This window comes from Microbacterium sp. No. 7, from assembly GCF_001314225.1.
Classification (GTDB): domain Bacteria; phylum Actinomycetota; class Actinomycetes; order Actinomycetales; family Microbacteriaceae; genus Microbacterium.
Map to the genome: position 1 here is coordinate 1843469 of NZ_CP012697.1, position 24709 is coordinate 1868177.

At 74.5% G+C, this 24709-nt stretch carries 19 protein-coding genes; 8 read left to right on the top strand and 11 right to left on the bottom strand.

What is annotated here, in order from left to right:
* Positions 1-6: 6 nt before the first annotated feature.
* The 3 genes from AOA12_RS08400 to AOA12_RS08410 are packed head-to-tail and all read right to left on the bottom strand — an operon-like array spanning position 7 to position 2992.
* Positions 7-1173, bottom strand: coding sequence for an Mrp/NBP35 family ATP-binding protein (locus tag AOA12_RS08400; protein WP_054681934.1), 1167 nt, complete (start codon positions 1171-1173; stop codon positions 7-9).
* Complete coding sequence (locus AOA12_RS08405; RefSeq protein WP_082406092.1) at positions 1170-1709, bottom strand: DUF1003 domain-containing protein; 540 nt, start codon at positions 1707-1709, stop codon at positions 1170-1172. Before AOA12_RS08405 ends, AOA12_RS08400 begins: the two co-directional genes overlap by 4 nt.
* Positions 1709-2992 carry a magnesium transporter MgtE N-terminal domain-containing protein gene (locus AOA12_RS08410; protein WP_054681937.1) on the bottom strand — a complete coding sequence of 428 codons (1284 nt, stop codon included), beginning with the start codon at positions 2990-2992 and terminating at the stop codon, positions 1709-1711. The genes AOA12_RS08405 and AOA12_RS08410 overlap by 1 nt, the downstream gene beginning before the upstream one ends.
* A 58-nt stretch (positions 2993-3050) precedes the next feature.
* Here AOA12_RS08410 and AOA12_RS08415 point away from each other — a divergent pair, with 58 nt between their 5' ends.
* Positions 3051-3713 carry a general stress protein gene (locus AOA12_RS08415; protein WP_054681939.1) on the top strand — a complete coding sequence of 221 codons (663 nt, stop codon included), beginning with the start codon at positions 3051-3053 and terminating at the stop codon, positions 3711-3713.
* A 4-nt stretch (positions 3714-3717) separates the two neighbouring features.
* Here the strand turns inward: AOA12_RS08415 and AOA12_RS08420 are convergent, their stop codons facing one another.
* Entirely contained in the window at positions 3718-5118 is a 1401-nt protein-coding gene (locus AOA12_RS08420; protein ID WP_054681941.1) for an aminopeptidase P family protein, read from the bottom strand.
* Between the two features lie 62 nt (positions 5119-5180).
* Entirely contained in the window at positions 5181-6215 is a 1035-nt protein-coding gene (locus tag AOA12_RS08425; protein ID WP_054681944.1) for an endonuclease/exonuclease/phosphatase family protein, read from the bottom strand.
* 137 nt (positions 6216-6352) lie between these two features.
* On the opposite strand from AOA12_RS08425, the gene AOA12_RS08430 reads away from it, so the two are divergent.
* Positions 6353-7177 carry a PHP domain-containing protein gene (locus tag AOA12_RS08430; RefSeq protein ID WP_054686890.1) on the top strand — a complete coding sequence of 275 codons (825 nt, stop codon included), beginning with the start codon at positions 6353-6355 and terminating at the stop codon, positions 7175-7177.
* Between the two features lie 48 nt (positions 7178-7225).
* Here the strand turns inward: AOA12_RS08430 and AOA12_RS08435 are convergent, their stop codons facing one another.
* Positions 7226-7642, bottom strand: a complete 417-nt coding sequence (locus AOA12_RS08435) for an SHOCT domain-containing protein (RefSeq protein WP_054681946.1) — start codon at positions 7640-7642, stop codon at positions 7226-7228.
* 133 nt (positions 7643-7775) lie between these two features.
* Complete coding sequence (locus AOA12_RS08440) at positions 7776-9290, bottom strand: DEAD/DEAH box helicase (RefSeq protein ID WP_054681948.1); 1515 nt, start codon at positions 9288-9290, stop codon at positions 7776-7778.
* Between the two features lie 139 nt (positions 9291-9429).
* Between AOA12_RS08440 and AOA12_RS08445 the strand changes: the two genes are divergently transcribed.
* Positions 9430-10158, top strand: a complete 729-nt coding sequence (locus tag AOA12_RS08445; RefSeq protein WP_054681951.1) for a ferritin-like fold-containing protein — start codon at positions 9430-9432, stop codon at positions 10156-10158.
* A gap of 8 nt (positions 10159-10166) precedes the next feature.
* Here the strand turns inward: AOA12_RS08445 and AOA12_RS08450 are convergent, their stop codons facing one another.
* Together AOA12_RS08450 and AOA12_RS08455 are read right to left on the bottom strand one after the other, a co-directional pair.
* Positions 10167-10457 (bottom strand): hypothetical protein, encoded by a 291-nt coding sequence (locus tag AOA12_RS08450; protein WP_054681953.1) that lies wholly within the window; start codon positions 10455-10457, stop codon positions 10167-10169.
* Positions 10458-10471: 14 nt separating this feature from the next.
* Positions 10472-10696 (bottom strand): DUF3107 domain-containing protein, encoded by a 225-nt coding sequence (locus AOA12_RS08455; protein ID WP_054681955.1) that lies wholly within the window; start codon positions 10694-10696, stop codon positions 10472-10474.
* Between the two features lie 91 nt (positions 10697-10787).
* On the opposite strand from AOA12_RS08455, the gene AOA12_RS08460 reads away from it, so the two are divergent.
* Both AOA12_RS08460 and AOA12_RS08465 read left to right on the top strand, forming a co-directional pair.
* Positions 10788-13916 carry an ATP-dependent DNA helicase gene (locus AOA12_RS08460; protein WP_054686892.1) on the top strand — a complete coding sequence of 1043 codons (3129 nt, stop codon included), beginning with the start codon at positions 10788-10790 and terminating at the stop codon, positions 13914-13916.
* Complete coding sequence (locus AOA12_RS08465) at positions 13913-17182, top strand: ATP-dependent DNA helicase (protein WP_054686893.1); 3270 nt, start codon at positions 13913-13915, stop codon at positions 17180-17182. The genes AOA12_RS08460 and AOA12_RS08465 overlap by 4 nt, the downstream gene beginning before the upstream one ends.
* 36 nt (positions 17183-17218) lie before the next feature.
* On the opposite strand, the gene AOA12_RS08470 is transcribed toward AOA12_RS08465, so the two are convergent.
* On the bottom strand, positions 17219-18433 hold the full coding sequence (locus AOA12_RS08470) for a phosphotransferase (protein WP_231637210.1): 1215 nt from the start codon (positions 18431-18433) through the stop codon (positions 17219-17221).
* A 98-nt stretch (positions 18434-18531) separates the two neighbouring features.
* On the opposite strand from AOA12_RS08470, the gene nudC reads away from it, so the two are divergent.
* Complete coding sequence (gene nudC, locus AOA12_RS08475; protein ID WP_054681959.1) at positions 18532-19461, top strand: NAD(+) diphosphatase; 930 nt, start codon at positions 18532-18534, stop codon at positions 19459-19461.
* Positions 19458-21191 carry an ATP-dependent helicase gene (locus AOA12_RS08480; RefSeq protein WP_054681961.1) on the top strand — a complete coding sequence of 578 codons (1734 nt, stop codon included), beginning with the start codon at positions 19458-19460 and terminating at the stop codon, positions 21189-21191. The genes nudC and AOA12_RS08480 overlap by 4 nt, the downstream gene beginning before the upstream one ends.
* 825 nt (positions 21192-22016) lie before the next feature.
* Here the strand turns inward: AOA12_RS08480 and AOA12_RS08485 are convergent.
* Positions 22017-23405, bottom strand: coding sequence for a zinc-dependent metalloprotease (locus AOA12_RS08485; protein ID WP_054681964.1), 1389 nt, complete (start codon positions 23403-23405; stop codon positions 22017-22019).
* A gap of 135 nt (positions 23406-23540) precedes the next feature.
* Here AOA12_RS08485 and AOA12_RS08490 point away from each other — a divergent pair, with 135 nt between their 5' ends.
* Positions 23541-24668: a YlbL family protein gene (locus AOA12_RS08490; RefSeq protein ID WP_054681966.1), complete on the top strand. Its 1128-nt coding sequence runs from the start codon at positions 23541-23543 to the stop codon at positions 24666-24668.
* Positions 24669-24709: the final 41 nt, after the last annotated feature.

Here is a 24709-nt window from a genome sequence, read left to right on the forward strand (position 1 = left end):
GCGGCGTCAGCGGCCGCCGGCCGCGGAAGGATCGGCCGACGACGGCAGGCGCACCGGCAGCGCCCTACCGCTGAGGCGCCGGCCGCCGCGGGCCAGCAGCTGCGCGATGCGCGCGATCTCTGCGGCCGCGGCGTCGCCCGGCACCGCGGTGACGATCGGACGGCCCGCGTCGCCGCCCTCGCGCAGGGCGGGGCTCAGCGGCACCGAGCCGAGCAGGGGCACCGGATCGCCGTCGGACGAGAGCGCCGCCGCGACCTGGGCGCCGCCGCCCGAGCCGAACAGGTCGAGCACCGAGCCGTCGGGCAGCACCATGGCCGCCATGTTCTCGATGACGCCGATGACGCGCTGCCCCGTCTGCCGTGCGACGCGACCGCTGCGCACCGCGACGTCGGATGCGGCGGTCTGCGGCGTCGTCACGACCACGACCTCGGCGTGGGGGAGCAGCTGCCCCACCGAGATCGCCACGTCACCTGTGCCGGGGGGCATGTCGATGAGGAGGACGTCGAGATCGCCGAAGAACACGTCGGTGAGGAACTGCTGCACCGTGCGGTGCAGCATGGGCCCGCGCCAGGCGACGGCCGCGCTGCGCTGGTCGCGCGGCAGGAACATGCCGATCGAGATGGCCTTCACGCCGTGCGCGACGGGCGGCAGCATGAGATCGTCCACGCGCGTGGGCTGCGGCGGCACCCCCTCGTCGTCGACGAGCCCGAGCAGCGCGGGGATCGAGAAGCCGTGCACGTCCGCGTCGATCAGCCCCACCGACAGCCCGCCGGCCGCGAGGGCGACGGCGAGGTTCGCCGTGAGCGTCGACTTGCCGACGCCGCCCTTGCCGCTGGTGACCGCGATCACGCGGGTCAGCGAGTCGGGGCCGAAGGGCATGACGCGACGCTCCGGTCCGCGCAGGCGCTCGGTGAGCGCGTGCCGCTCGGCGGGCGTCATCACGCCGACCTCCACGACGACGCCGTCGATGCCGGGCACGGATGCCGCGGCCTCGCGCACCTCGCGCTCGATGCGATCCGCCGCGGGGCAGCCCACGATCGTCAGCGCGATGCGCACGTGCGCCGTCGTGCCCTCGACCTCGACGCCGCGCAGCATGTCGAGCTCGCTCAGCGGACGACGCAGCTCCGGGTCGAGCACCGCGCCGACGGCCCGTGTGACGGCGGCGGCGTTCATGCGGGATCCGATCCGTCGTCGGCGTGCTCGGGGCGCTCCGCGCGCTCGAGCCGTTCGAGCATCGCCTTCAGCTCCTGACGCAGCGCGTCGCGCGTGAGCACCTGCTCGTTGAGCTCGGTGAGCGCCATGCGCAGTGCGACGACCTCGCGGGCCAGGTACTCCGTGTCGGCGAGGTTGCGCTCCGCGCGCTGGCGGTCCTGCTCGATCTGCACGCGGTCGCGGTCGTCCTGGCGGTTCTGCGCGAGCAGGATGAGCGGCGCCGCGTACGACGCCTGCAGCGACAGCATGAGCGTGAGCGCCGTGAACCCGAGGGCCGCGTCGTCGAAGCGCAGCTCGGGCGGCCCGACCGTGTTCCACAGGATCCACGCGGCGCAGAAGAGCGTGAGGATCAGGAGGAACATGGGCGTGCCCATGGCCCGGGCGATCCATTCCGTGAACCGGCCGAAGCGGTCGCGCGACGGCTGCGGCGGCCGCGACAGCATCGCGACGCGGCGGCCACGCGGCGCGTCGAGGTTGGGCGTCCGGGCGCGTGCCATCATCGCCGCCCCCCGCTCGCGTGCGCCGTGCGCGGTGCGGGCGTCTGCTCGGCGTCGTGCGAGCGCCAGTCCTCGGGCAGCAGATAGTCGAGCACGTCGTCGACGCTCACCGCGCCGACGAGCCGGTGCGCCGCGTCGACGACGGGGAGCGACACCAGGTTGTAGCTCGCGAGCAGGCGCGCCACCTCGGCGGCCGACGCGGTCACCGGCACCGGCTCGAGGCTGTCGTCGATGATCGTGCCGAGCCGCTCGTGCGGGGGATAGCGCAGCATGCGCTGGAAGTGCACGGTGCCCAGCAGCCGGCCGGTGGGCGTCTCGTACGGCGGCAGCGTGACGAACACGGCGGCCGCCAGCGCCGGATGCAGCTCGTGCCGCCGGATGAGCGCGAGCGCCTCGGCGACCGTGGCATCCGCCGAGAGCACGATCGGCTCGTTGGTCATGAGGCCGCCGGCCGTGTCGGCGCCGTACTTGAGCAGCTCGCGCACGTCCTCGGCCTCTTCCGGCTCCATGAGCTCGAGCAGCTCCTCGCGCTGCTCCTCGGGCAGCTGGGCGAGCACGTCGGCGGCGTCGTCGGGCTCCATCTGATCGAGGATGTCGGCGGCGCGCTGCTCGCCGAGGGCCTCCAGGATCAGCACCTGCTCGTCCTCGGGCATCTCCTCCAGGGCGTCGGCGAGCCGGTCGTCGGGCAGCTCCTCGGCCACCTCGAGCAGACGCTCCTCGGGCAGGTCGAGCAGCGTGTTGGCCAGATCGGCCGCCCGCAGCTCGGAGAAGCTCGCGACGAGCTGCTCCGCCGACTGCGACTCGCCGGGCGTCTGATGCTCGCGCACCGCCGACCACGCCGCGAACGTCGTCGGACCCTTCGCGAACGGCGACGAGCTCGTCTTGGGCTTGCGCAGGAAGAGCTGCGCGACATCCCACTCGCCGAGCCGGTTGCGCTCGATCGCGACGTCCTCGATGACCGCCTGGCCCGACCCGTCGGTGAAGAAGACCCGGCGTCCGAGCATCTCGGCCATGACGCGCACCTCGCCGCCGCGCTGCTGGAACCGGCGCACGTTGATGAGGCCGGTCGTGATGACCTGCCCGGTCGCGATCGAGGTGACGCGGCCGATCGAGAGGAACACGTGCCGGCGGCCGGGGATCTCGATGACGAGGCCGACGACGCGCGGCGGGTCGTCCTTGCGGTACACGACGACGACGTCGCGTACCTTGCCCAGTCGATCGCCGGCGGGGTCGAAGACGGCGCATCCCGCGAGACGTGCGACGAAAACCCTCTGCGTGCTCACCCGTCCAGCGTAGTCCGCTCCCCGCCGGCCGCATCCGTCGCCGTGACAAGATGGAGGGATGAGCATGATGGGCGGCATTCCGCGTGAACAGGGCGAGAAGATCGCCGAGTTCGCATCGTACGAGGCCGCGCAGAAGGCGGTCACGCAGCTGATCGAGGCGGACGTGCCGGCCAAGGACATCCAGATCATCGGCCGCGGGCTGCGATCGGTGGAGACCGTGACGGGCCGGCTGGGATACGCCGCCGCGGCGCGCCAGGGCGCGGTCAACGGCATCCTGTTCGGCCTGCTCTTCTCGGCCATCTTCGTGCTCGGCACGCCGGACGCGGCGATCCAGGTGTTCGCGGGCGTCATGCTCGTCGGCATCGCGCTCGGCATGCTCATGAGCCTGCTGATGTACGCGATCGTGCGCCGCCGCCGGTCGTACACGTCGATCACGCAGATCGTGGCCGACAGCTACGAGCTGCACGTGCTGGAGGGCAGCATCCACCGTGCGCGCGAGGCCGTCGGCACGCGCGCCGCGACACCGCCCCCCGCCGTCGACCTGTCGACGCTGCCGCCGCCCCAGTACGGCGAGCGGATCCTGCCCGGCGAGACCCCGTCGTCGCCGCGAGCCGGAGAGGCCTCGCCCGGGGCGCCCGAGCCGCCGAGCGCCGCCGAGCCGCCGCGCTACGGCGAGCGCGTCGACCCGGCCGCGCCCTCGGGCGACGACCCGCAGCGCTGAGGCGTCAGCGGCGCAGTCGCGCCACCCACGCCTCGACCTCGTCGGCCGTGCGCGGGATGCCGGCCGAGAGGTTCACGGGGCCGTCCTCGGTCAGCAGGATGTCGTCCTCGATGCGCACGCCGATGCCGCGGAACTCCTCGGGCACCGTGAGGTCGTCGATCTGGAAGTACAGGCCCGGCTCGATCGTGAACACCATGCCGGGCTCCAGGACGCCGTCGTAGTACATCTCGCGGCGCGCCTGCGCGCAGTCGTGCACGTCGATGCCCAGGTGATGGCTCGTGCCGTGCACCATGTAGCGGCGGTGCTGGCCGCCGCGGTCGGCGTCGAGCGCCTCCTCGGCCGAGACCGGCAGCAGACCCCACTCGGCGACGCGCGCGGCGATGACGCCCATCGCGGCCTCGTGCACCTCGCGGAAGCGCGCCCCGGGCCGGGCCGCGGCGAAACCGGCGTCGGCCGCCTCGCGCACCGTCTCGTAGATGCGGCGCTGCACGTCGGTGAAGGCGCCCGACACGGGGATCGTGCGCGTGATGTCGGCGGTGTAGAGGCTGTCGACCTCGACGCCGGCGTCGATGAGGATGAGGTCGCCCGGCACGACGGCGCCGTCGTTGCGCGTCCAGTGCAGGTAGCACGCGTGCGGGCCCGACGCGGCGATGGTGTCGTAGCCGACGCCGTTGCCCTCGGTGCGTGCGCGCTGGTGGAAGACGCCCTCGACGGCGCGCTCGCCGCGCGGCGTCTCGACGATGCGGGGGAGGTCGGCGACGATGTCGTCGAAGCCGCGCGCGGTGACCTCGACGGCCAGGCGCAGCTGCGCGATCTCGTACTCGTCCTTGACGAGGCGCAGCTCGGAGAGCGCGCGCGTCAGCTCGTCGTCGGCGTCGGGCACGCGGTCGGCGTCCGACGGCGAGAACTCGTCGAGATGAGCGGTGCGGATGCCGAGGTCGGCGGCGACGCCGGCGAGCGACGGGCGCGGCCCGATCCAGAACTCGCCGATCTGCGCGTCGGAGTAGAACTCCGTCGTCGTGCGGTCGGCGCGCTCGCGCAGGTACAGGGTGATCTCGTGCCCCGACGGCGTCGGGTCGAAGACGAGCACCGAGCCGGGCACCGTGTCGCTGCCCCAGCCGGTCAGGTGGGAGAACGCGGAGTGCGCGCGGAACGGGTAGTCGGTGTCGTTGGAGCGCTGCTTGAACTCGCCGGCGGGGATCACGAGGCGCGCGCCCGGGAAGGCCGCCGAGATCGCCGCGCGCCGCGCCGCGGCGAACGGGGCCTGGTCGCGTCGCGGGGGCGCCTGATCGGGCCGGTCGGCCCATCCGGTGCCGATCGTGTCGAGGAATCCCCGCGGGAAGGGCTGCTTGCGGTTCGTGCCGGTCTGTTCGGTCGCGATTGTGTCGCTGTCGCTCGTGCTCATGACGCCTAGTTTCTCAGACGCACGGCGTCGGCGGAGCGGCGTCCCCGCCGGGATGCGGGGCGTCAGCCGGCCGACGCCGGCTCGTACTGCACGATGAGCGGGCGGTGGTCGCTGCCGGCGTCGTCCAGCGACGAGAGCACGACCGAGCCGGTCGGCTCCCAGGCCGACGTGGCCATCACGTGGTCGATCGGGCTGCCCAGAAGCTCCGGCCACGCGGTCGACCACGTGCCGACGGCGCCGTTTCCGGTCGCGACCGCCGCGTCGTGGCATCGGCCGAGCAGGCCGCCGTCGACGCCCAGGCGCATCATGCTGTCGACCGTCGCGTTGAAGTCGCCCGCCATGATAACGCTGTCGCTGGCGCACTGATCGGCGAGCCACTGCAGGTCGGCGCGCCACCCCTCCATGTCCTGCGGGCGCGGCGCCACGGCGTGCACCGCGACGACCGTCGGCCCCGCGCCCTCGACGACCGGCATCGCGACGACGGTCGGCACGGTCGACGTGTTCGTGGTGCCGTCGGAGTTCGACTGGATCACGGCGTAGTCGCCGAGATCGGGCGAGATCAGCAGCGTGGTCGAGTTGGCCGCCCACTCCGCGTACCCCGGACGGTCGGCGAACGACTCGTGGTGCGCCCACATCGGCCTGCCGAGCTCGCGCATCGCGACGGCGACCTCGGTGCCCGTGTCGATGGTCGTCTCGGGCAGGGCGACGATGTCGGCATCCGCCTCCACGGCGGCCCGCGCGATGACCTGCGCGTCGACGCCGGCGGTGTTCCACGTCATGACCCGCACGCTGCTCGCCGTGGGCTCGGGGAGGGTGTCCTCGCCCAGGCCGCGCACGACGAGGATGCCGGCGCCGGCCACGACCGCGAGCAGGGCGACGAGCGCGATCGAAGCCGCGAAGCCGCGCACCGCGCGCACCGCGCACGCCAGGAGCGCGAGGACCAGGATGGCGGCGAACGCGAGCGTCAGAGCCCCGCGCATCGACACGATCTGCGCGATCGGGAACGTGCGCTCGAGCCGGAAGAACTGCGGCCAGGTCAGGACGGCTGCGGCGATCGCGAACAGCACCGAGGCGAGGATCCCGATCAGTCGCAGCACGCCTCCGACTCTAGGCGAGGAGCCTGAGCGGTCCCCGCGCGACGCGGATGAGCGGCCTGAGCGCTCCTCGGGCACGGCGCCGATACGCTCGATGTGTGACAGCACGCGATCTCGACTGGGGCGTGAGCGACCTGCACATGCACTCGCATCACTCCGACGGCACCGACGCGCCGGCGGACGTCGTCGCCGCGGCGCACCGCCACGGCGTGCGCACCCTCGCGCTCACCGACCACGACACGACGACCGGATGGGACGAGGCCGCGTCTGCGGCGGCGGCCCTGGGGATGGCGCTGCTGCCCGGGATCGAGCTCTCGGCCCGACACGGCTGGCACAGCGTGCACGTGCTCGGCTACCTCTTCGACCCCGCGCACGACGCGATCCGCACGATGACCGATCGCATCCGCGACGCCCGGTTCGGGCGCGTGCGCACGATGGCCGACCGCATCGCGCGCGACTACGACGTGACGTGGGAGGACATCGTGGCGCAGACGACCGACGGGGCGACCGTGGGCCGGCCGCACATCGCCGACGCCCTCGTGGCCCGCGGCATCGTGGCCGACCGCGGCCAGGCGTTCGCCCGCATCCTGCACCCCGGGAGCCCCTACTACATCGAGCACTACGCGCCCGAGCCCGTCGACGCGGTCGGCGCGATCGTCGCGGCCGGCGGCGTGCCGGTCATCGCCCACCCCGCCGCGCGCGACGGGCTGCTGCCCGCCCGCGTCGTCGACGACCTGCTCGACGCGGGGCTCGCGGGCTTCGAGCTCGGCCATCGCGAGAACCTGCCCGGACCGACCGAGCGGCTGCGGCGGCTGTGCGTGCGGCGCGACCTCATCATCACGGGATCGAGCGACTACCACGGCACCGGAAAGCACAACCTCCCCGGCGAGAACACGACGGCGCCCGAGATGGTCGCCCGCATCGTGGAGCGAGCGACCGGAAGCGCGCCGCTGCCTCCCGGATGAGCGGACGACCGCTCGGGGACGGCGACGGCGCGCCTCCGGTCGTGACGATCAGGCCAGGGCCTTGGACTTCAGCCGGTCGAACTCCTCCTGCGTGATGGCGCCCGACTCCAGCAGCCCCTTCGCCTGCGCGATCTGCTCGGCAGGGGAGATGCCGGCGACCTCGCGGATGTAGGCGTCCTGCGCGTCCTTGTACGCCTGAGCCTGCTGCGACGCGCGCTCGCCCATGCCGCCGCCGCGGGCGATGAGGTACACGAGCGCGGTCAGGAACGGCAGGAAGACCAGGAAGATGATCCAGATCGCCTTGGCGACGCCGCCGAGCTTGCGATCGCGGAACAGGTCGCTGATGATCGCGAAGATCGTGTAGATGTACGCGATGAAGACGAAGATCGCGAGGAACCACCAGATCAGATCCCAGAACGATCCCCAGAATCCCTGATACTCGACAGGTGCGTTAACGAAGCGCATTATGCCCTCACTCTTGGTGTGATGCGGACCCCGGTGGGCCCGACCTCAAGAGTACGCACGTTCGAGGGTCGGCGACCGATCTTCTCGCCGTAAGAATACGGATCTTTTCAGCCGGTCGGCGAGCCTCGGCCCGTCAGGGCGCGGCGACGGGCGCCGCACCGCCGCCGCCGCCGCGACGACGCCGGCGGCGCGCGGGCGCGGGCTTGCCGTCGTGGTGCTCCCGGCCGCCGCCGTCGTGCGTGCCGGCGCCCTCCTGCGCGGCGTCGCCCGACGCGGGACGCTCCGCGCCGGCCGTGGTCGCGCCCACCGTGGCATCCGCCTCGGCGAGGAACGTCTCGCCCACGCGGTCGGAGGCGCGGCGACGGCGCCGGCGCCGGCGCGTCGTGCCGACCGCGTCGCCCTCCGCGGCGACCTCGGTCGCGCGCTGGGGGCGCTGTGCGGGCGCCGTCTCGGTCGTGCGCGCCTTGGCGATGCGGCCCTTCGTCCCCTCGGGGATGCCGAGGTCGCCGAACAGGTGCGGGCTCGACGAATAGGTCTCGACGGGATCGGGCTGGCCGAACTCGAGGGCGCGGTTGATGAGCGCCCACTTGTGCAGGTCCTCCCAGTCGACGAACGTCACCGCGATGCCGGTCTTGCCGGCGCGTCCGGTGCGTCCGGCGCGGTGCAGGTAGGTCTTCTCGTCGTCGGGGATGGTGTGGTTGATGACGTGCGTGACGTCGTCGACGTCGATGCCGCGGGCCGCGACGTCGGTCGCGATGAGCACGTCCTTCTTGCCCGCCTTGAAGGCCGCCATCGAGCGCTCGCGCGCCTCCTGGCTCATGTCGCCGTGCACGGCGCCGGCGTTGAAGCCGCGGTCGTTCAGCTCGTCGACGAGCTTCTGCGCGGCACGCTTGGTGCGCGTGAACACGACGGTCTTGCCGCGGCCCTCGGCCTGCAGGATCCGCGCGATGATCTCGTCCTTGTCGAGGGAGTGCGCGCGGTAGACCAGGTGCTTGATGTTCGCCTGCGTGAGGCCCTCGTCGGGGTCGGTCGCGCGGATGTGGATCGGGTTCGACATGAACCGGCGGGCGAGGGCGACGATGGGCCCCGGCATCGTCGCCGAGTAGAGCATCGTGTGCCGCACCGCGGGGAGCTTCGCGAAGATCTTCTCGATGTCGGGGAGGAACCCGAGGTCGAGCATCTTGTCCGCCTCGTCGAGCACGACCTCCGCCGCGTGCGAGAGGTCGAGCAGGCGCTGGCCGGCGAGGTCGATCAGGCGGCCGGGCGTGCCGACGACGATCTGGGCGCCCGCCTTGAGCTGGTCGATCTGGCCCTCGTACGCCTTGCCGCCGTAGATCGCCACGACGCTCGTCGAGCGGTTCGAGGTGAGCATGTCCATGTCCTCGTACACCTGCACGGCGAGCTCGCGCGTCGGCACCACGATGAGCGCCTTGACGCCGGGCGCCGGGTCGAGGCCGAGGCGCTGCACCACGGGGATGCCGAAGCCGAAGGTCTTGCCCGTGCCGGTCTTGGCCTGGCCGATGATGTCCTGGCCGGGAAGGCCGAGCGGGATCGTCTGCTCCTGGATGGGGAACGCGTCGACGATGCCCTTGGCCGCGAGGGCGTCCACGATGTCCTGATCGACGCCGAGCTCGGAGAAAGTCGTCATATGTCATGCCTGTCTGGCGGTGAGATGCCGCCGGGGAGGAGGTCCACGCCCTCTACTCATCCGCAGGCGCGGTGGTCTCGATCCATCGCCGAGACGTGACCAAGCCTACCCGAGGCGCCATCGGTCCTAGGCTAGGCACGTGGTCACGTGGTTCTGGCAGCGCAAGAAGAGGCCGACAGGTCGTACGCTCCGGCTGCGCTCGCGCGGCGACTACGGCGACGTCGACCGCATCGACTTCGAGGCGCTCGCCCCCGACATCGAGACCTTCCTGGGCCAGGCCGCCTACCTGCAGCTCGGCTACTTCGAGACGATCACCCGTCTCATCCGCACCACGCCCGGGCTCGCCGACAAGGAGGCGCTCTCGTCGGCGGCCGGCGCGGCCCTCGCGAAGCACCAGCGGCTCGTCGCCCTCATCCGCGATCGCGGCGACGACCCCACCGAGATCATGCTGCCGTTCCGCGAGGACCTCGACGCGTTCCGGCACAACACCAAGGGCGCCCGTCCGCAGGAGACGATGCTCACCGTGCACGTCACGGCCGGGCTGCTCGACGACTTCTACTTCGCGCTCTCGGCCTCGTACGGGTCCGTCGGCACGCGCGTCGCGCAGATCCTGCGCGAGGACGACGCGCGCGAGGCGATCGTCGACCTCGTGCGGCGATCGATCGACGGCGACGACCAGCTGCGCGCGCTGCTCGCCCTGTGGGGACGGCGTCTCGTGGGCGACACGCTCCTCGTGGCCCGATCGGCGCTGCGCACGGACTCCCCGCAGAGACTGGGCGAGGCGGGGGAGCGCACCGTCGAGCCGGTCTTCACGCAGCTCATGGCCGCGCACGCGCGCCGGATGAACGAGATCGGGCTCGACGCGTAGACGTCGTCTCAGACGATGCCGAGCCGCGCGCGCTCGCGGGCGTCGCGCGCCGTGCGCGCCCGGGTGAGGCCCGCGAGCACCGCCCAGACGCCGAGGGCGGGGAGGACGACCGACGCGAGCCACGGCCAGGGCGTCGCCGCCCCCGCGCCCGCCCAGGTCAGCGCGAGCCAGGCGAGGCCGGCGATCACGGCGCCCAGCAGGGGGCCGAGGGCCGCTCCGCGCTGACCGCGCCGGGGCAGGGCGTAGTGGAGGGCGGCGCCGATCGCGGCGCCGAAGACGAGCCCGAGGGCGATCTCCATGGGTCGCGGGCGGGTCAGGCGACGAAGCCGACGCGGCGCGACTCCTCGGTGCCGATCTCGACGAACGCGAGCGACGCCGTCGGCACGATGTAGGAGTTGCCCTTGGCGTCGGTGAACGAGACCGACGCGGCCGCGGAGTCGAGGGCCGCGGCGACCGCCTGCTTCACCGCGTCTGCCGTCTGGTCGGACTCGAAGCTGAGCTCGCGGGCGGTGTTCGCGATGCCGATGCGGATCTCCACGTGATGCTGCCTTTCTCACCCGCCGTCGCGGGCACGCTACGAGCCTATGTCACGGGCGGCCGTGTCGGCGCCGCCCGCTACCGTGAACGTCATGCCTTCGACGCCCTCCGACGCCCCCGCCGTCGCGCTCGACGCCGCGCAGCTCGCCGTCGCCGCCCTGCCGGCCGACGCGTCCGGCGTCGTCGTGGGCGCGCCCGGGTCGGGCAAGACCGCGACGCTCGTGGCGCGGGCGCGCCGCCTGCTCGCCGAGGGCCTGCGGCCCGACGAGCTGCTCGTGCTCACCCCGACGCGCCAGACCGCCACCGTGCTGCGCGACCGCCTCGCCCTGGAGGTGCGGCTCGCCACGCCCGGCGCCCTCGCGCGCTCGGTCGCCGCGTTCGCCTACGACATCGTCCGCGCGCACGCCGCGCATGCCGGCGCCGAGCCCCCGCAGCTGCTGACGGGCGCCGACGAGGACCAGATCATCGCCGACCTGCTCGACGGCGACCTGGAGGACGAGCGGGCGGGGCGCTCGCGCTGGCCGGAGTGGCTGCCCTCGCACGTGCGCGGCACGGCGGGCTTCCGTGCGGAGGTCCGCGCGTTCCTCGCCGAGTGCACGACGCTGGGGATCGATCCCGCCGGGCTCTCCCGCCGGGCCGCGGACGGCGGCCCCGAGGTCTGGTCGGCGATGGCCTCGTTCGCGAGCGAGTACGACGACGTGCGCGGCTCGCTGCGGGCGGCGCACCGCGACGCGGCGGGTCTCGTGCGCGAGGCGCTCGCGCTCGTGCGCGTGGCGGATTCCGGTGCGCCCGCGCTCGAGCGCGTGCGGCGGCTGCGCACGATCCTCGTCGACGACGCGCAGGAGCTCACGCTCGGCGGCATCGAGCTGCTCGAGGCGTGCCGTGCGCGCGGCGTGGCGGTGCTCGCCTTCGGAGACCCCGACGTCGGATCGGGATCGTTCCGCGGCGCGACGCCGCAGAACTTCGCGCGGCTGGCCGCCCGCGTCGACGTGCACGTGCTGCCCGCCGTGCACCGCGGCACGCCGATGCAGCGCGACCTGTGCGCCGAGGTGACGAGCCGCATCGGCGCGATCGGGGTCGTCAGCCATCGGCAGCCGCGCCGCGACGCGGCGCCCGACGAGAGCGTGCGCGTGTGGACGGCGCGCTCGGCGACCGAGGAGTACGACATCGTCGCCCGGGTGCTGCGCGAGCGGCACGTGCACGCCGGCGTGCCGTGGGAGCAGTGCGCGGTCGTCGCGCACGACGCCCGGCAGGTGGCGGCCCTGGAGGCCGAGCTCGCCGCCCGCGAGGTGCCCACGCGGGCGGGCTCGCACGGCGCGCCGCTCGCGGCGTCGCGCAGCGTGCGCGATCTGCTGCGCGTCGTGCTGCTCGCCGAGAGCGGTCCCGGAGCGTGGGAGGCCGACGACGTCGCGGTGGCGCTGGCCGCCGCCGGTCTCGATGCGATCGAGCAGCGGCGGCTGCGCATGGCGCTGCGTCACGCGGCGCTGCGCGAGGAGACCGCCGACGGGACCGCCGATGAGAACGTCGGCGAGACGCCCGGCGAGCCGCTCTCCGGCGGCGCGCTGCTGCTCTCGGCGCTCGCGCACCCGCTGGAGCTCGAGCTCCTCGACACGCGCGAGGCGCGTCGCGCCGCGCGCGTCGCGCGGGCCGTCGGCGCGATCCGCGCGGCGATCGAGGCCGACGCCACGGCGCACGAGCTGCTCTGGGAGGCGTGGGACGGACTCGGGGGGGAGCGGGCCTGGACGACGATCGCGGCGGGCACCGGGCCGCTCGCGGCGCAGGCGCACCGCGAGCTGGACGCGGTCGTCGCGCTGTTCCAGGCGGCCAAGCGCCACGGCGAGCGCGCGGACGGCACGTCGCCGCTCTCGTTCCTGCGCGGCGTTCTCGACTCCGACGTCGCGGAGGACCGGCTGGAGGGGCCTGCGCCGCGCGGCGCGGTGCCCGTGCTCACGCCGGCCGGCGCGCTCGGGCTCGAGTTCGACACGGTCGTCGTCGCGGGCCTGCAGGACGGCGTCTGGCCCAACCTGCGCGTGCGCGGCACGCTGCTGGAGACGTGGCGGCTCGCCGACGACGCCCCCGCGGCGGACCGCCGTCGTGGGGTGCTGCACGACGAGCTGCGGCTGTTCGCCCGCGCCGTCTCGCGTGCCCGCTCCCACCTCGTGGTGACGGCGGTCGACGACGACGACGCGGGTCCGTCGCCCCTGTTCGATCTGCTTCCCCCCGCGCGGCCGCGCACCGACGAGCACCCGCTGTCGCTGCGCGGCATGGTCGCCGCGCATCGGCGCACGCTCACGTCCGATCGCGTTCCGGCGGCGCAGCGCGACGACGCGGCGGCGCAGCTCGCGCTGCTGTCGGATGCGGGTGTGGCCGGCGCCGACCCGGCCGAGTGGTACGGCATCGCGCCGCCGACGACGACGGCGGGGCTGTACGGCCCCGGGGCCGACAGCATCCGGGTGTCGCCCTCGCGCGTCGAGCGCCTGGAGCAGTGCGCGCTCGACTGGGTCGTCTCCGAGCTCGGCGGCGACGCGCGCACGACGGTGGCGGGCCTGGGCACGATCATCCACTCCGCCCTCGAGGACGCCGCGGGCGCCGACGAGGAGGCGCTGTGGGGCGTGGTGGAGTCGCGCTGGGGCGAGCTGGAGTTCGCCGCGCCGTGGCAGGAGCGCGCCGAGCGCGCGCGTGCCCGTGATCTGGTGCGTCGCCTCGCGCTGTACCTGCACCGGTTCGAGGCGGCCGGAGGACGGCTGCTCACCGCCGAGCCCCATTTCGAGGTGCCCGTCGAGGTGCCCGGCTTCCGCGAGGCGATCCTCAGCGGATACATCGATCGCGTCGAGGAGACGGCCGACGGCCGCGTGGTGATCGTCGACCTCAAGACCGGCAAGAACGAGCCGCAGACCGACGCGAAGGTCGCCGACAACGCCCAGCTCGCCGCCTATCAGCTCGCCCTGGACGCCGGCGCGATCCCCGCGGCCGCGGAGCTCACCCCGGGCGGCGCCAAGCTGCTCGTGCTGAGGCCGACGGCGAAGACGAAGCCCTACGCCGATCCGCACCAGCCCCCGCTCGACGCCGAGACGCGCGCGGCGTTCGTCGCGCGCCTGCGCGAGGCCGTCGCGACCATGGCCCAGCCGACGTTCGCGGCGCCCTTCGAGACGCACTGCCGCGACGAGCACAGCTACGGCGTGTGCCGCATCCACACGATCCCGGCGGTGAGCGCCTCGTGAACGCGGCGCTCACTCCGCACGTGCTGGCCGCGGCGCTGGGCCAGCCCGCGCCGACCGATGCGCAGGCGCGCGTGATCTCCTCGCCGCTGCAGCCGTCGCTGGTCATCGCGGGTGCCGGCAGCGGCAAGACCGAGACGATGGCGGGCCGCGTCGTCTGGCTCGTCGCGAACGGCCTCGTGCGCCGCGACGAGGTCCTGGGGCTCACGTTCACGCGCAAGGCGGCGGGCGAGCTCGCCGAGCGGATCCATCGACGGCTGCGACGGCTCGGCGAGTTCGAGCGCCGCGGGCTGCTGCCGGCGCTGCCCGGGCTGCACGCGCGCGGCGCCCTCGACGTGTTCGGCGAGATCGAGCGCGCCGGAGCGGGCGAGCGGGCGTGGCACGACGCGCTGCAGCGGCTCGGCACGGTCGACGCGGATGCCGCGCCCGCTGCCGACGCGCTGCTCGACCGGCCGGTCGTCGCGACCTACAACAGCTTCGCCGACCAGATCGTGCGCGAGCACGCGGTGCGCGCGGGGCACGATCCCGAGGCGGTCGTGCTGACCGAGTCGGCGGCCTGGCTGCTGATGCGGCGCGTCGTGCTCGACAGCGACGACCCGCGCCTGGAGGAGCTGACCGAGAGTCTGAGCACGATCATCGACGCCGCCCTGCGCATCGCGCGCGACGGTGTCGACAACCTCGTCGATCTCGATGCGCTTGCAGCGTTTCCGGCCCGGTTCGCCGGCATCGCGGAGCTGCCCTCGGTGAGCAAGCGGGTGACGGTGTACAAGGAGGTCGGGGAGGCCGTCGCGGCCGTCGGCGGCCTCGCGCCGCTCGTCGAGCTCGCGCGCGAGTACGCGGCGCAGAAGCGGCGGCGCGGCCTCATCGACTTCTCCGACCAGGTCGCCGGCGCCTGCCGTCTCGTGCGCGAGCACGCCGCGGTGCGGGACGACCTGCGCACGCGTCATCGGGCCGTGCTGCTCGACGAGTACCAGGACACGTCGGTCGTGCAGACCGAGCTGCTCGCCGCGGCGTTCGCGGGCGGCGCCGTCATGGCCGTCGGCGACCCGCACCAGTCGATCTACGGCTGGCGCGGCGCGAGCGCGGGCAATCTGGGCGGCTTCGCGGCGGCGTTCGCCGCCGGCGGCGGCGAGCCGGCGTCAGCGGGTGCCGCCGGCGCCTTCTCGCTCATGACGAGCTGGCGCAACAGCGTGCGCGTGCTCGACGCCGCGCAGGCCGTGCTCGCCCCGCTGGCCGCCTCGGCGCCGGTGCGGGTCGACCCGCTCGAGCCCCGTCCGGGCGCGCCGGCGGGCGAGGTCGAGATCGTCGTGGAGCGCGACGTCGACGCGGAGGCCGACCGCGTGGCCGAGTGGTTCTCGCGGGTGCGCGCCGCCCGCGGTCGCGCGACGACGGGCGCGGTGCTCTTCCGCAGCAAGAGGCACATGACGCGGTTCGCCGACGCGCTGGCGCGTCACGGCATCCCGCACCGGATCCTCGGCATGGGAGGACTGCTCAGCACCCCCGAGGTCGTCGACGTGGTGTCGGCGCTGCGCGTCATCGCCGACCCGCAGGCGGGCTCCGCGCTGCTCCGCCTGCTCGGGGGGCCGCGCTGGCGCATCGGCATCGCCGATCTGCGCGCCCTCGCCGAGCTGGCCGACCGGCTCACCCGGCACGACGCCGCGCTGCAGCCGCTGCAGCGCGAGCACCGTGCCGACGACGCGAGCTCGCTCATCGACGCGCTCGACTTCGTCGGCCGCAGCGCCGCGGACCACGGCTGGCTCGCGTCGTTCACCCCCGAGGCGGTCGCGCGCCTGCGCGACGCGGCGGGCGTGTTCGCGGGCCTGCGCCGTCAGGCCGGGCTGCCGGTCGCCGAGCTCGTGCGCCTCATCGAGAGCGAGCTGCGGCTCGACATCGAGCTCGCCGCCAACGAGGCGCGCGGTCCCGCGCGGGTCGCGGGCGACCAGCTGCGCGCCTTCGTCGACGAGCTGCACGGCTTCCTGGCCAGCGACGACAACACCTCGCTCACGAGCCTGCTCGCCTGGATCGACCGCGCCGAGCGCGTCGACGAGTTCGCTCCGCGCACCGAGCCGCCCGAGGACGACGTCGTGCAGCTGCTGACCGTCCACGGCTCGAAGGGCCTCGAATGGGACGCCGTCGCGGTCGTGCGGCTCGTCGAGGACGAGCTTCCGGGCGCGCTGCGCGAGACCAAGGGATGGCTGCGCTTCGGCGTGCTGCCGTCGGAGTTCCGCGGCGACGCGGCGTGGCTGCCGCGGTTCGCATGGGCGACCGCCCGGACGCAGCAGGACCTCAAGGCGCTGCTCGACGGCTACGTGGAGCAGAACCGCGCCCATCACCTCGACGAGGAGCGCCGCCTCGCGTACGTCGCGGTCACCCGGGCGCGCGACCACCTGCTGCTGTCGTCGTCGGCGTGGTCGGGGGCGCGCCGGCCCCGGCCAGCGAGCCGCTTCCTCGCCGAGATCGCGACCGCGCTGGGCAACGAGCTCGCGGAGCAGGATGCCGGCGACGACCCGTACCTCGGCGAGCGGAAGCAGCTGGTCTGGCCGCTCGATCCGCTCGGCGCGCGGCGTCCCGTCGTCGAACGGGCGGCGGCGCTCGTCCGCGCCGCGCTCGACGCGCCGCGTCGCGAGCCCGGCGGGGACCTCGCGCTGCTGCTCGCCGAGCGCGACGACGCGCGGGCGGGCGCCCCGCCGGTCGTGCCCGACCGCATCCCGGCATCGCGCTTCAAAGACGTGCGCGCCGACGGCGGCGCCTCGTTCGCGCGGCCGCTTCCCGAGCGCCCCTACCGGCAGACGCGCGTGGGCACGCGGTTCCACGCGTGGATCGAGCAGAGGTCGGGCCTCGCCGGCGCGGGCTCCTCGCTCGACGACGCGCTCTGGGACGACGACGCTCTCGCCGACGACGTCCCGCACGACGGCGAGGAGGCGCAGACGCTCGACGCGCTGAAGGAGGCCTTCCTGGCGTCGGAGTGGGCGGGGCTGCAGCCGGTCGAGGTCGAGTCGGAGATCGACTTCGTCCTGCCCGACGCGCTCGGCGACGGGCAGGACCGCATCGTCATCTGCAAGCTCGACGCGGTCTACCGTCGCGGCGACCGCGTGGAGATCGTCGATTGGAAGACCGGCGCGGCCCCCCGCACGGCGGCGCAGCGGGAGGCGCGCATGCTGCAGCTGGAGCTGTACCGCACGGCGTACCACGCCGCGCGCGGCGTGCCGCTGGAGCAGATCGACGTCGCCCTCTTCTATGTCGCCGAGGGCCTCGTCCTGCGCGGCTGAGCCCGCCCCCGGGCCGCGTGCGCCGCGGACGTCCGCTCAGGCGGTGCCCGTCCAGCGGCGCAGGGCGTTCTGCGCCGCCGTGTCGACGTCGGCGTCGGTCTCGTCGTCCGGCGGCGTGTCCACGGGCCCGCGCGCATGGCCCTGCGTGTCGCGCAGGCGCGTCATCGTCGCGTTCCAGCCCGACAGATCGATCGGAACCGTCGGCTGCGCCGCCGAGGTGTGCTCGTCGTCGACCAGCAGCGCCAGCTCGTCGGGGGAGTACGCGTCGGTCTGCATCGAGGTGTCGACGCCCGGCGCGGGCGTGACCCGCCCGCCCGCCGTGATCGCGTCCTGCACGCTGATCGTCTGCGTCGCGAGCGGCGGCTCGTCGCGCACCGCGGCGTCGAGCGACACGAGCAGCTCACGGGCGTCGGCGATGATCGACGCGGAGCCGACCGCCGTGCCGTGCACGAGCCACTTCGCGAACTCCAGCTCGGCGTACAGGCGCGTGCGCGCCGTCAGCAGCGCGTCCGGGGCGCGGTGCGACCGCTCGGCGTACGTCGCGATGACGTCGTCGCGGGCCATCGGCGACGACGCCGTCCAGTGCAGGTCGACCGCCGGGTCGCCGACGCCGAGGCCGCCCCACGTGAGCAGCCCGGTCACCGCGGGAACGCCCGCGGCGGTGTCCTCGAGCACGAACGACGCCGGGTCGGCGCCGCCGAGGGTGACCGTCGTCTCGAAGCGCCACAGGCCGTCGGCGCCGAGGGCGGTGCTCCAGCGGCGCAGCAGCCCGAACGGCAGCTCGCCCGTCGCCTCGGCGCGGTCGAGCAGGCGCTCGGCGTCGTCGCGGGCCTGCGCCGCGCTGCGCACGGGCAGTCCGGCGTCGCGGATGACGGCGACGGGAAGGTCGTGCACGCGGGCGATCGCGTCGGCGATCGCCGTGGCGACGCCCGGTCCGGGCGGCACGTGCTTCGCGTCGACGCGGTAGCCCGGCAGGAGGGTCTGCACGACGGCGTGCCGTCCGTCGACCACGGTCTCGCCGAGCACGTCGGGCGCGCCGAACGGCAGCACGCCGCGCACGCCCGCCGTGAGGGCCTTGAGCGCGCGCGCCTCGCCGCGCAGCTCGTCGTCGGCCTCGTCGCTCGTGGGAACGCGCACGACGACCCGGCGGCCGTCGTCGAGGGTCGCCACGGCGCTGTCGAACCGGCCGCCGCCGCCCTCGGTGAGCGGGCGCACACCGGTGACGGCGGCCTGCGGAAGAGCGGCGGTCACCGACGCGGCTAGAGTGAGAGCTGAGCGTGCCATGACCTCCACAGTAAGTGGGGCGCACGCCATCGGCTTCGCGCCACGCCCGGCAAGAGAGGTCCCCGATGACGTCCGATGACACTTCCTCGCGAGCGCCGCTCCCTTCGCTGGCGCCGCTGGCGCGCGGCGGCCTCGACCGCTCCGCGGCGGAGCGCACCCAGCCCGATCTGCTGGAGCGGCTGCGTGCGGATGCCGGCACCCGCGTACTCCCGGCGCACGCCGACCGCGCGCCGCTCGACGAGGCGGGGCGCCTGCTGCTCGTCGCCCCGCACGACGTCGCCGAGCACGCCCGGTGGGCGTTCCTCGGACGCGACGCCGACGGCACGGCCCTGCTCGTGGCCGCGACCGCGGCCGAGGAGCCGGCGCCGGTCGAGGCGGAGCGGTGGGGCGCCCTGCGCGCCGTCGGCGGCGATCTGCCGGCCGACCAGTCGGGCGCCTTCGTCGAGGCGGTCTCCCTCGGCCGCTGGCTCGTCGACGCGCCGCACTGCGCCGGGTGCGGCGCACGCCTCGAAGACCGTCAGGCGGGCTGGGCCCGGCGCTGCCCCGCGTGCGATCGCGAGCACTTCCCGCGCACCGATCCCGCCGTCATCGTCGGCGTGATCTCCTCCGACGGCGAGCGGCTGCTGCTCGGGCGGAACGCGCTGTGGGCCGCCGCGAACATGTTCTCGACGTTCGCCGGCTTCGTCGAGGCGGGGGAGTCGCTGGAGACCACGATCGTGCGCGAGGTCGAGGAGGAGGCCGGCGTGCGCGTCGCGCGGCTGGAGTACCGCGGCTCTCAGGCCTGGCCGTATCCGCGCTCGCTCATGCTCGGCTTCCACGCGCACGCGATCGACGACGCCGAGGCCCGCGCCGACGGCGAGGAGATCGTGGAGGTGCGCTGGTTCACCCGCGAGGAGCTGCGGGCGGGGCTGCGCGGCGAGGCAGACTTCGGGCTGCCCGGGGCGGCTTCGATCGCGCACCGCCTCATCGTCGATTGGGTGGAAGAGCGACCATGACGGGAGCGGGTGCGGCCGGACGCGAGCCGGCCGCGACGGGACCGCTCGCGGGTCTCGACCCGCAGCAGCTCGAGGCCGCGACGGCCGTGCGCGGTCCCGTGTGCGTGCTCGCCGGGGCGGGCACGGGCAAGACCCGCGTCGTCACCCGCCGCATCGCGCACGCCGTCGAGACGGGCGCCTTCACGCCGCAGCGGGTGATGGCGGTGACGTTCACGACGAAGGCGGCGGGCGAGATGCGGGGCCGGCTGCGGGCGCTCGGCGTCGACGGCGTCGCGGCGCGCACGTTCCACGCCGCCGCGCTCGCGCAGCTCAACTACTTCTGGCCGCAGGTGGCCGGCGACACGGCGCCGGCCGTGCTGTCGGGCAAGGTGCGCCTGCTCGGGCAGGTCGCCGACGAGGCGCGCGTGCGCGTCGACGGTGCGACGCTGCGCGACCTCGCGGCGCGCATCGAGCGGCGCAAGGTCACGATGCTGTCGATCGAGGAGGACGCCGCGCGGCATCCGCGCGGGCTCGGCGCGCTCGACGCGGATGCGGTCGCCGATCTGCAGCGCGCCTACGAGCGGCACAAGGACGGCCGGCGGCAGCTCGACTTCGAGGACGTGCTGCTCGCCTGCGCGGGCATGATCGAGGCCGAGCCCCGCGTCGCGCAGGCCGTGCGCGAGCAGTACCGGCACTTCACGGTCGACGAGTTCCAGGACATCTCGCCGCTGCAGTTCCGGCTGCTCGAGCTGTGGCTGGGCGCGCGGCGCGATCTGTGCGTCGTGGGCGATCCGAGCCAGACGATCTATTCGTTCGCGGGCGCCGACCCGGCGTATCTCCTCGAGTTCACGCACCGGTATCCCGACGCGCAGGTCGTGCGCCTGGAGCGCAACTACCGCTCGGACGCCGCCGTGCTCGCCGTCGCGAACACGCTCATGCGGGGCCGTCCGGGTGCGCTCGAGCTGCGCGGCGACGCGCCGCCGGGCCCGAAGCCGCGGCTGCGCGGCTACCCCGACGAGCGCGCCGAGGCCGAGGGCGTGGCGGCGCTCGTCGCCGCGCAGCTGGCCGCGGGCGCCCGGCCGGCCGAGGTCGCGGTGCTGTATCGCGCGAACGCGCAGTCGGCGCTGCTGCTGTCGGCGCTCGCCGCGCGCGGGATCGCCGCGAAGGTGCTCGGCGGCGCCCGGTTCTTCGACCTGCCCGAGGTGCGCCAGGCGGTGCTCGCGCTGCGCGGCGCCGCGGTGGCCCCGACCACGGCCCCGCTCGCGCAGGCCGTGCGCGACATCCTGCGCTCGCTCGGGCTGACCGACGAGCCGCCCGCGGCCGACGGCGCGCTGCGCGAGGGCTGGGAGGCGCGGGCCACTCTGCTGCGGCTGGCCGAGCAGGCCCCCGAGGACATGACGATGCGCGCGTTCGCCGACGATCTGCAGGCGCGCGCCCGCGATCAGCACGAGCCGACGATGGAGACCGTGACGCTCGCGACGCTGCACGCGGCGAAGGGCCTGGAGTGGCCGCACGTGCATCTCGTCGGACTCGCGGAGGGGCTGCTGCCCATCGGCTACGCGACGACCTTCGAGCAGGTCGACGAGGAGCGGCGGCTCGCCTACGTGGGCATCACGCGGGCCGCGCGAACCCTGTCGCTGTCGTGGGCGGACGGTGCGCGGGGTCCCTCGCGGTTCCTGCAGGAGATCGGCACAGACACGCTGGATGCGGGCGGTGCGAGAACCAGCGGCGGCGCTCGCTCGTCGCGCTGAGCACGACCGAGAACGACGGCGTCGCGGCGCCCGCGCGCAGGAGGCGCACGGCGACGGCGGCCGCCTCGACCAGCAGCGGCGGATCGGTCGCGACGGCCGCGCGGCCGAGCAGCTGCGTGGCGAGCTGCGGCCACTCGGGGTCGCGGTCGCGCCGGTCGGCGCTGCGGCACGCGAGGCAGGCCGTGCGGCCGGGCACGACCAGGGGGCCGACCGTGACGCGATCGCCGGCCAGCTCGATCGGCAGGTGCGCGACGTCGGCGGACATCAGGCGCCCGGCCCGCTGGGGGAGCGTCAGCCGGTGGCTCACGGCGACGACCGTGTGCCGGGGATCGGGGTCGTCGACGACCCATCGCGTCGTGCTCTCGGGCGAGGCCCCCGCGGCCCGCAGGCCGGCGACCAGCGAGGACTCGTCGGCATAGGCGGTGTCGGGCGGCATCTCGAGGCGCAGCGGCGGCAGGCCGGGCGGGCCCGGGTGCAGCGCCGGCGCGATCTGCGCGACGAACCTCTCCGTCTCCGCGGCGGACGCCCCGAGCGAGCGCGCGAGGGGGATGAGCATCGCGTCGGGGATGCCGGTGCTCAGCTCATCGAGCAGCGCCTCCTGCCACGGCGTCACGTCGTCGAGACGGATGGGGGCGTCCGTGCCCAGCTGCACGGAGGAGTCGCGCCGCCACAGGGGCGGGCTCGAGGAGGCCAGTCGGAGCATGTCCCGATCGTGGCATCCCGCCGCCCGCTCGGCGGCCGCTGTCCACAGGTCAGGTCGCGACGTCGCCGAGAACGCCGCCTGGGGACGAGGACTCGTCCGCCGGAGAGCGCCGGACGGCGCGGTCAGCGCTCGCCGGCATCCGCCTCGTCGTCGCCCGGCTCCCCGTGGCCGGCCCGCTCGTCGTCCGCCCCGCGCAGCAGCTCCTCGAGCGCGTCGTCGAGCGCGTCGCGCGGGGGCTCCTCGCCGCGCGCCCGCGCCTCGAGCCGGGCCACGAGCGCGGCGGGGTCGTCGATGTCCTCGGCGGTGGGCATGAGGTCGGGGTAGTCCCAGAGCGCGTCGCGCGCGGCGGGACCGACCGCGTCGGTCACCGCGCGCCACATCGCGGCCGCCTCGCGCAGGCGCCGAGGCCGCAGCGTGAGGCCGACGAGCGACTCGAGCGCGTCCTCGGCGGGGCCGCCGACGGCGCGCCGCCGGCGCACGGTCTCGGAGATGCGGCCCGCGGCGGGCAGCCGCCCGGTGGCGTCGTCGGTGACGACCTCCACCCAGCCCTCGATCGTCGCGAGCACGTTCTCCAGCCGCGCCAGCGCGGCGGTCTGGGCCGGCGTGCGCGCCGGCAGCAGGGCGCCGCTCTGCAGCGCGGCCTGCAGCTCCTGCGGGTTCGACGGGTCGAAGCGCGTCGCGAGGTCTTCGAGGGCGCTCGTGTCGACGTGGATGCCGCGGGCGAAGTCGGTCACCTGCGAGATCACGTGCAGGCGCAGCCAGCGCGCGTGCCGGAAGAGGCGGGCGTGCGCGAGCTCGCGGGTCGCGAGGTACAGCGCGAGCTGATCCTGCTCGATGTCGAGGTCGCGGCCGAAGTCGGCGAAGTTCTGCGGCAGGATCGCCGCCTCGCCGTCGGGCATCACCGGCAGGCCGACGTCGCCCCCCGAGACGACCTCCTGCGACAGGCGCCCGATCACCTGGCCGAGCTGCGCGGCGAACAGCGAGCCGCCGAGCGAGCGCATGAGGCGTCCCGCGCCCGCGACGATGCCCTTCATCTCCTCGGGGGTCTGCTCGTCGATCGCGGCGGTGAGCGCGTCGGCGATCGAGAGTGCGACGGGCTCGGCGAGCTGCTGCCACACCGCGATCGTGTGCTCGACCCACTGCCCGCGCGTCATCGCGACGGGCACCGAGGCGAGCTCCGAGATCGACGTCGCCTCGCTGAGCCAGAGGTTCGCGAGCGCGAACGCCTGGGCGAGGTCGCCGCGCGAGCCGTCGGTGATCGAGAGCCCGTCCCGGTTGGCCAGGTGCAGCGCCTGCGTCTTGGCGGCGTTCCAGTCGATGCCGCCGTCGGCGCCGGCCCCGCCGGCGAACAGGCCCTGCATCGCGCGCATCGCCTGCTGCATCATGGCGGGCTCGACGCCCATCGCGCGCAGCTGCTCCATCATCGCCGGGTCGACCGCGCCCTGACCGCCGAGAAGGTTTCGCAGCAGCTCCTGGAAGTCGTCGTCGCCGGGGCGGTCCTCGTCGGTCATTTCGGGCGCCTTTCAGCTGTGGGATGACGTCGCGCTCTAGGCTAATCGCACGTTCCCTTCGAGTGGCCGCGAATCCGCGCGCACCGGGAGCGCACGTGTACGCCGGTCGCGAACGACCGGATCAGGAAGGACCCCGTGGCTCTGTTCGACGAGGCGCCCGCGCGCCCGAGGCGTCGCTCGCGCAGCATGGTCGCCGGCATCTGGGCGGCGACGGTCGCGCTGGTCGCGCTGTTCGTGCTCACGATCCTGCCGACCTCGTTCGTGATCCAGCAGCCCGGTCCCGTGTTCAACACGCTCGGCACGGCGACGGGCGCCGACGGCGAGGAGCTGCCGCTCATCAGCGTCGAGGGCGCCGAGACGTTCGCCGCCGAGGGCTCGCTCGACCTGCTGACCGTGCAGGTGCGCGGCAACCGCGAGAGCACGCCGTCGTGGCTCGACCTCGCGGCCGCGTGGCTCGACACGTCGCGCGCCGTCGTCCCCCTCGACCAGGTCTTCCCCGTCGGCCAGACGCAGGAGGAGCGCAAGGAGCAGAACTCGGCCCTCATGGTCGACTCGCAGCACGAGGCCACCGCGGCGGCGCTGCTCGAGCTCGGCTACGACGTCGACGCGCGCATCGTCATCACGGGGTTCACCGAGGACTCGCCCTCGGCGGGCGTCCTGGAGGACGGCGACATCGTGCGCGCCGCCGACGGCACGCCCGTGGACTTCGTCGAAGACCTGCGGTCGATCATCAACGCGGGCGGCGGCACGCCCGTCGAGCTGACGGTCGAGCGCGACGGCGCCCTGCACGACGTGACCGTGACGCCCGTGGCGGCCGAGACCGACGGCGCGACCACCTGGCTCATCGGCGTGACGACGATGCGCACGTTCGACTTCCCGATCGACGTCACGATCCAGCTCGACAACGTCGGCGGGCCCAGCGCGGGCATGATGTTCGCCCTCGGCATCATCGACCTCCTGACCCCCGGCGACCTCACCGGCGGCCACGCGTTCGCCGGCACCGGCACGATCGACGCGCACGGCGAGGTCGGCCCGATCGGCGGCATCCGGCAGAAGATGCACGGCGCGCTGTCGGCGGGCGCCGACTACATGCTCGCGCCCCTCGACAACTGCGGCGAGGTCGTCGGCAACGTCCCCGGCGGCCTCCGGGTGTTCGCCGTGGAGACGCTCGACGAGGCGCTCGAGGTGCTCGAGACGGTGCGGGAGGACGGCGACCTCGACGCGCTGCCGACGTGCACGACGGCGGCGGCGCCGACGCCCTGACCGACCGCTCCCGAGGCCGTCCGGGCGGCCGTCCGGACCGT